We start from the raw sequence: 11185 nt of genomic DNA, 5'->3' as shown, positions 1-11185 counted from the left end.
GTGGGTTTCCTTTTAAACCTCCTCTGGCGCGCCCCCGCCGCCCGCGGGCGGCCGGACGCGCTCCGCCGCGCCCCCCGCCCCCCGCCCCACCCGCGGCGGGGTCCTCCGCGGCGCGGCCCCCCCCCGCCGGCTCCCCATGGTGGAGGTGGACGCCGCGGCGCCCCTGATCGGCCCGCACGGGCAGGTGACCCTGCTCGACGCGTTCGACGGCCGGCAACAGCTCATCGCCTACTACCACATGTGGCACACCGGCCACCCGGCCGCGGACCAGTGCTCCGGCTGCACCTTCTACAACAGCCAGGTCCGCGAACTGTCGTACCTGCACGCGCGCGGCGTCACCTACGCCACGTTCTGCCAGGGCCCGTACGAGGAGAGCGCCGACTACCGCGACTTCATGGGCTGGCAGGTGCCCTGGTACTCGGTGCAGGAGGGCGCCCAGGCGCTCCTGGCCGGCCGCGGCCCGTTCCTGCTCGCCTGCTACCTGCGCGACGGCGACCGGGTCTACGAGACGTACTGGACCACCGGCCGCGGCGTCGAGGTGATGTCCCCCACCTACCACCTCCTCGACCTGACCGCCCACGGTCGCCAGGAGAGCTGGGAGGACTCCCCGACCCACTGGCCCCAGCCCTGGCAGTCCGACGGCGAGCACCTGCGCACCAACGGCCGTCCCACAGCGCAGTGGTCCCGCATCGAGCCGGGGCACGCGGTGGGGGTGGGGCGGGCCGGTTAGCGGGGGCGGCCGGCTGTCGCGCGCCGGTGTGAGCGGGGCGCGGCAGCGGCGCTCGGCAGCGCCAGAACCAGCCGAAACCCGCCGCTGACCAGGTCGGCAAGGGTGTTGCAAGGGCCCTGCAAGGCCCCTGCAAGGAAAGCGACGTGTCCGCAGGGAAATCCTCCCCCGACCGCTCCACCCGAGACGAGCGATGGGGGATCGCAATGTCCGCGGCAACGACGAAAACCGCGCTGATCGAGGAAGGACACTGGCTGACCGTACGGGACTGCAAGCGCGTGCTCGTGCTCGTCCACACGATGACCTTCGCCCAACGGCTCAAGGAGGTCTTCAACCTGTTGGAGGGCGACCTGCGCATCCAGGTCGTCTTCACGGCCCCGCCGCACGCCTTCGGCAACGGGGTCACCCACTATCTGCGGAGCCTGGGCATCACGCCCGTGCCCTGGGAGGAGGCGCTGCGGGCCGATTTCGACCTCGCGTTGACGGCGGGGTCCCGCGGGGTGCACGAACTGCGGGCCCCGGTGGTGCGCATCTCGCACGGGGCCGGCCACAACAAACTGCTCACCGACCGTTCGCTGCTGGCGCCGGGCGAAACCAGGTGGCCCGGCATGCTCAGCCGGCAGCACCTGTTGCACGACGGGCGCGTGGTGCCGGCCGCGGTGGTCTACGCACACGAGAGGTCCCTGAAGGAACTGGCGCGCTCCTGCCCGGAGGCCCTGCCGGTGGCGCGGGTGGCGGGGGACCCTTGTGTCGACCGCATCCTGGCCGCCGCGCCGAACCGCCAGCGCTACCGCGACGCCCTGGGCCTGGCGGCCGGCGAACGGCTGGTCGTCGTCTCCTCGACCTGGGGGCCGGCCTCGGCCTTCGGCCGGATCGACGCGCTGCTGCCCCAACTCCTGGGGCAGCTTCCGGCGGGGTACCGGGTCGCCCTGCTGCTCCATCCCAATGTGTTCGCCGGGCACGGCACGTGGCAGGTGCACAGTTGGCTCGCCGGCTGTGGCGGCCGTGGGGTGGCGGTCGTCCCCCCTGAGGTCGACTGGCAGTCGCTGTTGATCTCCGCTGACTGGGTCATCGGGGACCACGGGTCGCTGTCCGCGTACGGCACCCTCACGGATGCCACGATGCTGCTCACGTCCGGCCCGCAGCGCGAGATCGCGGCGTACTCCCCGGCGGCCCTGCTGGCCGCCGCAGCGCCGGTCGTCTCGCCCCTGCACCCGCTGGCCGCCCAGTTGCAGTACGCCGCGCAGACCCGCCGGCACGGGCAGTACGAGCGGGTGGCCGCCTCGCTGTCTTCGGCGCCGGGCCAGTTCCACCAGCGGATGCGTGCGCTCGTCTACGAGTTGCTCGGCCTCGGGGAGCCGGCCCGGCCGGTGGTCGTGCCCCCGTTGCCGCAGCCGTCGCCGCTGGCGGAGTGGGAGTTGTCCGTCAACCAGGAGTGGCTGGGGCGGGCCGTCGGCGCGTAGGGCCCCTCGTGCGGTGTCGGGGCGTGCTCCCCGACCGGCTCCGGCCGCGCGGGCCCGGATCGCGGCGCGGGTGGTGATGCCTGCGGGCGGGCCCTCAAGGCCGGACCGGGTCGGTGTGCACGCTGACCGTACGAGGGGCGCGCGAAGCATCTACTGCCGTGACCGCCGTCATCGTTGTTGATGTCATGGCCGCGTCAGTAGTTGGGGATGGGTGCAAGGGGCCGGCTGTGGCGGCTACAAGTGCCGCAGCCGGTCCTCCAGGCGCGCCGCGGCGCCCGGGTCGGGCCGGCGGAACACCTCGGCCGCAGCCCGGTAGTGCTCCGCCGCCGCCTCCCGGGCGCCGCGGGCCTGCGCGGCCAGGCCGAGCCACTCCAGGCAGTTCCCCTCCCAGTGCTCCGAGCGGGAGTTCCCGCTCCGGAAGCGCGCCAGCGCCAGCCGCAGCCGCCGCGCCCCCTCCGCCTGGTCGCCGCTGCGGACGAGCACGTGGCCGAGGAGGGCCTGGGCCCGCGTCGCCTCGTACACCTCGTTCATCGCCCCCAGCCGGTCGCTGGCCCGCTGGAGGTGGTCGGCCGCTGCCGCGAGGTCACCGGAGTGCAGCGCGACCTCACCGAGCCGGCGCAGCGAGAGCGCGGCCCCTCGCTCGTAGCCGATGGACTCCCTGATGGCCAGGGCGCGTTCGAGGTGGGCCCTGGCGTCGTCGAAGCGCCCGGCCAGCAGGTGGAGGTGGCCGAGGCCGTTGAGGGCCTGCGCCTGCTGGCGGGCGTCCCCGTCCGCCAGGGCCAGGTCGAGGGCCTGCTCGTACCAGCCGGTGGCCTCCTCGTACCGGCCCGCGTCGCGCAGCGCGATCGCGCCCGAGCTGAGCATGCGTCCCTCGCCCGCCCGGGACCCGCTCCTGCGTGCCGCATCGAGGCCGAGCCGGTACGCCTCGGTCCACATCTCGGTGGGGCGCAGCCGCTGGAAGAGCGGCCACGCCACATCGGCCAGGCGCCAGCACGAGCTGTCCCACCCCACCCGGGCGCAGTGCCGGATGGCTTCCATGAGCGCGTGCCGGTAGGTGTCCAACCACTCCAGCGCCTCCGCGGGCCCGGCCAGCGGGGTGGGGTTGACGCCGGTCGGCCGCACGTCGTGCCCGGCCAGCCGGTGGCTCGGGGTGAGGATGGCCTCGGCGCTGGCGGCCGTGCACAGACACCACTCCACGAACCTGTGCAGCACCTCCTCCTGCGCGCCGCCGGCCTCCCGTTCCTCGCCGAGCAGGCGGGCGTGGGAGCGGACCAGGTCGTGGAACCGGTAGGTGTCAGGGCCGACCTCTTCGACGAGGTTCGCCTCCACGAGGCCCTGCACGGCGAGATCGAGCAGGTGGATGGCGCCCTGTTCCTGCCCCCGCCCGGCGACGGCCGCCAGCAGGAACAGGTCGTAGCGGTCGGTGGGCAGCAGCCCCATCCTCCGGTACAAGCTGGCACTTTCGTCCGCCAGCAGGTCGTACGACGAATCCAACGCGATGCGCATGGTGGCCTCCCCGTCGACGTGCAGTTGGTCGATGGCGCCGTGGCCCTGGGCCAGGGTGCCGGCGAGGGAGGATAGGGAACGGTGCGGGCGGGGGTCGAGCTGTGCGGAGACCACGCACAGGGCCAGTGGCAGATGCCCGCAGAGGGTGACGACCTCGCGTGCTGCTACCGGTTCCTCGGCCACGCGGGCGGCGAGTCGAACCGCCAGCAGTTCGACCGCGGCGTCCGTGGCCAGCGCGGGCAGTCGATGCACCAGCGCCCCGTCGACCTGCAAGCCGGTCAGTGCGCTCCTGCTGGTGATGACGGTGGTGCCGGTCGACGAGGTGAGTAGGAGCGGACGCACCTGGGCGGCCGTACGGGCGTTGTCGAGCACCAGGGCGAGCCGTAGGTCCGCCGTCACCGACCGCCAGAGCGCGGTGCGCTGGACCGCGTCGGACGGGATGCGCCGTACCCCGAGGGCGAGCAGGAACCGCTCGGTGACCGCATCGGGGGAGCCGATGCCTTCGGGTCCGTCTGGCCGGTCTCCTGCCAGGTCAGCGTAGAGGTGGCCGTCGGGGAAGCGGCCGGTCTGCTGCAACAGCCAGCGGACGACGAGCGTGGTCTTGCCGACGCCGGGCAGGCCGGTGACGACGAGTCGCGGTCCGTGCGGCGACGACGCGTCCCGCAACCTGTCCAGAGTTCGCAGGTCCGCTTCGCGTCCGACGAACAGGGGTGATATGGGCGGCAGTTGCCGCTGGCGGGTCCTGTGCTGTGCCTCGTCGGTCGGCGGCAGGTGGAAGTGCAGGTCGCCGTGGATGTCGCGGGCTTGGATGGCGGGCCCCCGTATCACGGAACTGCCGCCGATTTCATTCACCGTGGCCGCCCCCTCGGGGTCTGCCCGTGGCCTGCCGTGACGCCGCATCCAGGCGGTCACGGCGCCCGCCAACAGCGCGTCGTGCGCGCACATCTGACGCAATTTCTCAGCTAGTTGTTGACACGCGGATCGTCGCTGCTGCGGTGCCGTACGGGAGAGGTTCAGTAGGGGGAGTACGTCGTCTTCCGTACGGGCCATGGCCACCGTGATGGCCAACTCCCGCCAGGCCGGCGAGTGTTCATCGAGACTGTGTGTCAACAGGAGGAACAGCAGGTCGTCGGGGCTGCTGTGCGGGGAACTCGGCATGCGCAGGGCTCCTTGGACGGCCGGCTCGGCACCGTTCCGGAGGCGCCGGAGGGAGCGCTGCCAGAAGCGGGAAGGTTTCAGCACTGATCAGCAGGATGAACGGAATCGTCCACTCCTCGAAGAATTTCAGACTTGCTTTCGTCCTCGTATGGTCGGTAACGAACCCTCGTGGGAACCTCGACGGTACGGCTAACAAGGGGCCCTGCCTGCGGGAGTGCGCTGGTGGCGTTAGAGATCCGACTCTCGGGTTCGATCGAAGTGTGGGCGGCCGGCCAACGCGGCGAACTCCGTTCCATCAAGACCCGTCTGACCCTGGCGGCGCTGGCCTGGGACGCCGGTCGGACCGTGAGCATGGAGTCACTCGTCCACCGCGTCTGGGACGACCATCCTCCCAAGAAGGCCAGAGAATCCCTGCACGTCCACATCTCACGGGTGCGCCATGCGCTGAGCATCGCGGGCAGCGACGCCCCGGAGATCGCCAGCCTGACCAATTCGTACGTGCTGAACGTCGACCCCGAACTGGTCGACCTCTGTCACTACACGGCCTGTGTCAATCGCGGACGGTCGCTGCGCGACAGCCGCGACGACGAGGCCGCCCTCCGCATCCTGGAGCGGGCCGACGGCCTGTGGCGGGGGGAGGCCCTGGCCGGCATCGGCGGCACCTGGGCCGACCAACTGCGCGCCGCCGTCACCGAGACGTGCCTGGCCGCGGCGATGGCCCGGGCCGACATCCTGATCAGCAGGGAACGGTACGTCGACGCCATCCCCGTACTCACCCCGCTGGTGCATCGGCACCCCGTCGACGAAGCGCTGACCGAGCGGCTGGCCATCGCGCTGTACGGGGGAAGTCGGGCGGCCGAGGCGGCCAGGCTGCTGCACGCCACGCAGCAGCGCATCGCGCGCGACACCGGTCTGGACGCGGGGCGACGCCTGCGCCGGGTGCAGCAGGCGATCCTGGCCGGGGCGCCGGCCGCCGAACTCATCCAGCGACGGAGCGCGGGGCTGGCCCGGAGCGCGGAACTCGCGCGCCCGCGCGCCCCGCACCCCGTCCCCGACAACCTCCCGCGTGACGTTCCGTGGGTCGGCAGACGCGATGAACTCTGCCGCCTCGGCTCGGCGTTGACCGAGGGCGGTGGGGCCGCCGCCATGGTGGTCACCGTCGAGGCCATCAACGGAATGGGCGGGGTGGGCAAGACGTCGCTCGCCGTGCACGTGGCGCACCAACTGCGCGAGCGCTTTCCCGACGGGCGCATCTTCCTGCACCTGGGCGGTCGCGCGCCGGGGCGGGCCGCGCCGCAGCCCGCCCGGTTGCTGACCGAGCTCCTCCGTCTGCTGGGCATGGATGTCAAGGAACTCCCGCACACGCTAGATGAGTTGGTGGCGCTGTGGCGGGGTCTCGCGCGTGACCGCCGGATGCTGGTGATCCTGGATGACGCGGCCGACTCCGACCAGGTCCGGCCGCTCCTCCCCGGAGGCTCGCCCACGGCGGTCATCGTGACCAGCCGCCGCCGGCTACCCGGGCTGCCCGGCGTACGGGCCCTCTCGCTCGGCGTGCTGTCGCAAACGGATGCGATGGAACTCTTTCATCAGCGAGTGGGGGCACGGCCGGACGCCAAAGAAGGAGAAGTAGCGGAAATCGTGCGGATATGCGGGTATCTCCCGCTTGCCGTGGAGATAGCTGCCAGCCGACTCCTTGCCCGGTCCTCCTGGAGCACCGGCGACCTACTGCGGCAGTTGACCGGCAGCGGCAGGTACCTCGCCGAACTGCGCGATGGTGAGCGATCGATCGCTCATGTGTTTGAGATGTCCTATCGTGCGCTCTCCGGTGAACAGCAGCGGGTCTTTCGGCGTATTGGTTTGCTCGGCGGGGTGGATTTCGGAGCGCCGGCAGTCGCCGCCGTCACGGGCTTCTCGCTCGCCGTGACGGAACGGGTCGTCGAAGAGCTACTGGTTCAGCATTTGCTTTCGGAGCCAACGCCGCACCGTTTCACGATGCATGATCTGCTCCGCAGGTACGCGCGCTCGCTGATGGAGAGCGGTGAAGTCGAGTCCCGCGAGGAGTCCGAGCGGGCCGTACGGGACGTGGTCGCCTATTACGTGGGCGCGGCGGACGCCGCGGACCGGTTGGCGTACCCCTACCGCTCGCGCATGGAATGCGACCTGTCCGCGGTCCTCGCCGCCGACCTCGAGGTCACCGACGCGCAGACGGCTGAACAGTGGCTGATCACCGAGGGCCCCAACCTGCTGGACGCGCTGAACTGGGTCGTGCAGCACGGCACCGGCTGCCAGCTCCCGATGGTCGTGCACGTGCTGGCGGGCTTCCTGGGCATGGAAGGCCATCTCGCCACGGCCGAGCCGCTGCTTCGGCAGGCCGTCGCCTACTGGGACGCCGAAGGCGACGGCGCCGCGCGCACGCGGGCGATGCTCGACCTCAGCGTCATTCACAACCACGGGTCGCGGTATGAGGAGAGCATTGCGGTGGCTCGGGAGGCGTTGGAGTCCGCCCGATTCCTCAAGGACGCGAAACTTGAGGGGGAGAGTGCGCACCAGCTTTCCATTTCACTCTGGCAGACGGGCCAATATGCCTCGTCCCAGGCGCTCCAGCAGCGTTCTGTGGAATCGATGTTGAGGACCGGGGATGCGTTTCAGATCGCCCGTAGTCGTAATATGTTGGGCATCGTGCACCTCCACATGGCGGAGCTTGACGAGTCGCTCGAATGCTTTCTGGAGGCGCTGGCTGCCTTCAATTCCATGGGGCATACGCAGGGGAAATGCGTAGTCCTGAACAATGTAGCCGAACTGCACGGTAAAGCCGGCCGTCCAGTGGCCGCTGAGCGCGCCTATCGGGACGTTCTCGAAATTGTGGAGAGATCGGGAAGCAGAAGGTACCGCGCCGTCGTCCAGATGAATCTGGCCCGGACCCTCGTTTCGTTGGGGGAGGCGGACGAGGCGCTGTCCCTCTGCCGGAAGTCGCTGCCCGTGCTGCGCGAGATCGGGGATCAACGCTCGGAGGCGATAGCCCTCAACAGCATCGCTCTTGCCCATCGTCTAGCCGGGCACGGGGAAAGAGCCCTGCAACTCCACACCGAAGCGCTCATGCTGGCCCGCCGCATCCGGGCCGCTGGTGAGGAGATAGAGGTGCTGTACGACTTGGCATGCACTGAACAGCTTCTGGGGCTGGTGGAGCTGGCGGTGGGGCACCTGGAGGAGAGCCTGTCGGTGAGCCGGCGCATCGGAGCCCCGGTCGAGGCCGAGCGTGCCGCGAATGCGTTGACTGCCCTCCGGCAGTTTTTGGGAACTCCGCAGGAACTGGAAAGATAAACTAACCCTGCGTATTCCCGGCACGGGCGCTGGAGAAAGCAGATGCGGTCTGCCGCCGTTAGCTGCGTTAATGCGCTGGGCCCCTAGCGGAGGCTATCCGTGTGAGTCGCTCGGCGTGGATGTAATGGGGTACGCTCATTACGAAACGAGGGCGCCAGTAGGCCATGCCCGACGGGTCCTGAAACGTTTCTTTTCATCTCATTGCTACGAAGAAAGAAGTAACGTGCTAGTTCGAACGCTCCATGCCCTCGCCGCCTTCACGTGTATCGCTTTCGTCGCGGCGAGTGGAGCTCCCGTACCAGGCGTTACGGCCTGACGGGTCCTGAAGTGCGGCATCGATACGCCTTTGGCGTCTCGGTGCCGCATGTCTGTTTTGGGCGACGTGTCCGATGCCTGTCATGGGGTCGTTCCGGCGGGTGAGGAAGCGACTCGGAAGGGGCGGCGCCCTCGCGGATATGTGAGAAGTCGAATTCCGCTTGATGCTGGGGCGGCTTTCTCGACTCCCGTAAATCCGGCCAATCTGGAACCATGAAACGGGAAACAGACTGCCGAGGGAGACGAAGATGGACCCGATATCGGTGGAAATTCTCATCGCGATGGCCAGCGGCGTGGCCGGCGCCGCCGGCCAGCACGCATGGCAGGCACTGCACACCCTGGTCAGGCAGCGCCCCGAGAGCGGGACGAGCGACCCCGTACCGGCGACGGGGGAGGACGAGTTGGCCGCCTTGGCCGCCGCACCCGAGGACGCCCAGCGGGCCCACGCACTGCTCCAGGCCCTGCACCAGCGCGCGGAGGACGACCCGCAGTTCCGGCTCTCGCTCGCGGAGTGGACCCAGCAGGCGCAGGCCGCGCAGACCGGCGACGGAGATACCCGTAACACCGTCAGCGGCGGCGAGCAGCACGGACCGATCGTGCAGGGGCGGGACTTCAACGGCCTCACCTTCAACGGCCCCGGCACCACGTAACCGGCCCGCCCCCACGCGTAATCCGCCACACCCCCACCCCCAGGCGACGAACCGACGGGAGGAGGAGGACGTAGGTCGGGGCCATCAGTGAGCCCCCGACCACAAGGCCGGCCCGCCGGCCCCCCTCACACCAAATCCCGCTCCCGCAAATACTCAAGCTGGGCCCGGACCGAGAGTTCGGCCGCTGGCCACAGGGTGCGGTCCACGTCGGCGTAGACGTGGGCCACCACCTCGGACGCGGTGCGGTGGCCGTTCTCGACGGCCGTCTCCACCTGGGCCAGCCGGTTCGCGCGGTGGGCCAGGTAGAACTCGATCGCGCCGCGGGCGTCGGCCAGTACGGGGCCGTGGCCGGGCAAGACCGTGTGCACGCCGTCGTCGACCGTGAGGGAGCGCAGCCGGCGCAGCGAGTCCAGGTAGTCGCCGAGTCGGCCGTCGGGGTGGGCCACCATCGTCGTGCCGCGGCCCAGCACCGTGTCGCCGGTGAGGACCGCCCCGTCGGCCGGCAGATGGAAGGAGAGCGAGTCGGAGGTGGGGCCGGGGGTGGGGACCACGCGGAGTTCGAGGCCGCCGGTGGTGACCACGTCGCCCGCGCCCAGGCCCTCGTCGCCGAGGCGCAGCGCCGGGTCGAGGGCGCGTACCGCGGTGCCGGTCAGTTCGGCGAACCGGGCGGCGCCCTCCGCGTGGTCCGGGTGGCCGTGGGTGAGCAGCGTGAGGGCGACCCGGCGGCCGGCGCGCTCGACGGTCGCGATGACGTCGGCCAGGTGCGCCTCGTGCAGCGGCCCGGGGTCGATGACGACGGCGCGGTCGGAGTCGGGTTCGGCCACGATCCAGGTGTTGGTGCCGTCGAGCGTCATGGCCGACGGGTTGGGCGCGAGCACGCAGTGCGCCCGTTCGGTCGCCGGCCCGGCGATGACACCGCCGCGCGGCTGGCCCGGGAGTGCTGCTGCGTCCGTCATGCGCTGGCTCCGTCCGTGGCTGCGGGAGGGGAGGAAACGGCTGTGGGTTGCGCGGGTTGCGCGGGCTGCGCAGGTTGTGTGGGGCGTACGGGGTGCGTGGGCTGCGTGGGATCGATGCGCCGGGTGAACTCCTCGTGCCCCGGCCAGCTCAGCTCGATCTCCCCGTCCCGCAGCGTGGCGCGGGCCAGGACCGGCGCCAGGTCGCGGCCCGGCGCGGCGGCCCGCGCGCCGGCCGCCGCCCGGTGCGGGGCGAGTTCCCGCAGCGTCGTGATCGTCGGCGGCATCATCAACAGATCGCCCCGGTCATAACCGGCGGCGGCGTCCGCCGGCCTGATCCACACCGTGCGGTCGGCCTCCGTGGAGGCGTTCCGGGTGCGCTGACCTGCGGGAAGTGCGGCAACGAAGAAGAAGGTGTCATAGCGGCGAGGCTCGAACTCGGGGGTGATCCAGCGCGCCCACGCGCCGAGCAGGTCGGAGCGGAGCACCAGCGAGCGGCGGGCGAGGAAGTCGGCGAAGGACAGTTCGCGGTCGACCAGCGCCGCCCGGTCGGCCTCCCAGTCATCGCCCGTGGTGTCGGCCACCACGGTCCCGGCGTCCGGCCCGGCCAGCAACACGCCGGCCTCCTCGAACGTCTCGCGCACCGCCGCGCAGACGATCGCCTGCGCCGCGGTCTCGTCGGTGCCGAGCCCGAGCCGCCGCGCCCACTCGGCGCGCGACGGCCCGGCCCAGCCGGTGTCGCGCTCCCCGTCGCGGGCGTCCACCGAACCGCCCGGATACGCGTACGCGCCCCCGGCGAAGGCCATGGAGGCGCGGCGGCGCAGCATGTAGACGGCGGGTCCTTCGGAGGTGTCCCGCAGCAGGAGGACGGTGGCGGCCCGGCGCGGAGCGGCCGGCTCCAGTTCGCCGGCGGTCAGCGCACGGATGCGGTCGGGCCACTCCGGTGGGTACCACTGTGCGGGGCTCGGCCGGGCGGCCCCGGTCGCCGCCGGCGCAGCCTGCCGTACGGGCGTACCGCCGGCCTCGGCAGGCCCGGCCTTCGGCGCCCCGGGCTCCAGACCATTCGTAGGGGACATGGGCCGGATGGTATGC

The 11185-nt window shown here is 71.1% G+C and carries 6 protein-coding genes and 1 pseudogene; 4 read left to right on the top strand and 3 right to left on the bottom strand.

What is annotated here, in order from left to right:
• Positions 1–130: 130 nt before the first annotated feature.
• Both AAHZ94_RS02175 and AAHZ94_RS02170 read left to right on the top strand, forming a co-directional pair.
• Positions 131–730: pseudogene (locus AAHZ94_RS02175) on the top strand (DUF899 family protein); the annotation flags it as partial.
• 203 nt (positions 731–933) lie between these two features.
• Positions 934–2190 (top strand): hypothetical protein, encoded by a 1257-nt coding sequence (locus AAHZ94_RS02170; RefSeq protein ID WP_349990107.1) that lies wholly within the window; start codon positions 934–936, stop codon positions 2188–2190.
• A 234-nt stretch (positions 2191–2424) separates the two neighbouring features.
• Here AAHZ94_RS02170 and AAHZ94_RS02165 read toward each other — a convergent pair whose 3' ends face one another.
• Positions 2425–4854: a tetratricopeptide repeat protein gene (locus tag AAHZ94_RS02165; RefSeq protein WP_349990106.1), complete on the bottom strand. Its 2430-nt coding sequence runs from the start codon at positions 4852–4854 to the stop codon at positions 2425–2427.
• Positions 4855–5076: 222 nt separating this feature from the next.
• On the opposite strand from AAHZ94_RS02165, the gene AAHZ94_RS02160 reads away from it, so the two are divergent.
• Positions 5077–8175, top strand: coding sequence for an AfsR/SARP family transcriptional regulator (locus AAHZ94_RS02160; protein ID WP_349990105.1), 3099 nt, complete (start codon positions 5077–5079; stop codon positions 8173–8175).
• 563 nt (positions 8176–8738) lie between these two features.
• The gene (locus AAHZ94_RS02155) at positions 8739–9140 is read left to right on the top strand and encodes a hypothetical protein (RefSeq protein ID WP_349990104.1); all 402 of its coding nucleotides are present in this window, start codon (positions 8739–8741) and stop codon (positions 9138–9140) included.
• Between the two features lie 125 nt (positions 9141–9265).
• On the opposite strand, the gene AAHZ94_RS02150 is transcribed toward AAHZ94_RS02155, so the two are convergent.
• Complete coding sequence (locus AAHZ94_RS02150) at positions 9266–10096, bottom strand: MBL fold metallo-hydrolase (RefSeq protein ID WP_349990103.1); 831 nt, start codon at positions 10094–10096, stop codon at positions 9266–9268.
• A complete protein-coding gene (locus AAHZ94_RS02145; protein ID WP_349990102.1) occupies positions 10093–11169 on the bottom strand; it encodes an NUDIX hydrolase in 1077 nt (358 codons plus the stop codon). The genes AAHZ94_RS02150 and AAHZ94_RS02145 overlap by 4 nt, the downstream gene beginning before the upstream one ends.
• Positions 11170–11185 lie beyond the last annotated feature (16 nt).

It is taken from the genome of Streptomyces sp. HSW2009, assembly GCF_040240285.1.
Taxonomy (GTDB): Bacteria; Actinomycetota; Actinomycetes; order Streptomycetales; family Streptomycetaceae; genus Streptomyces.
This window is presented reverse-complemented; position numbering and strand designations above follow the sequence as displayed.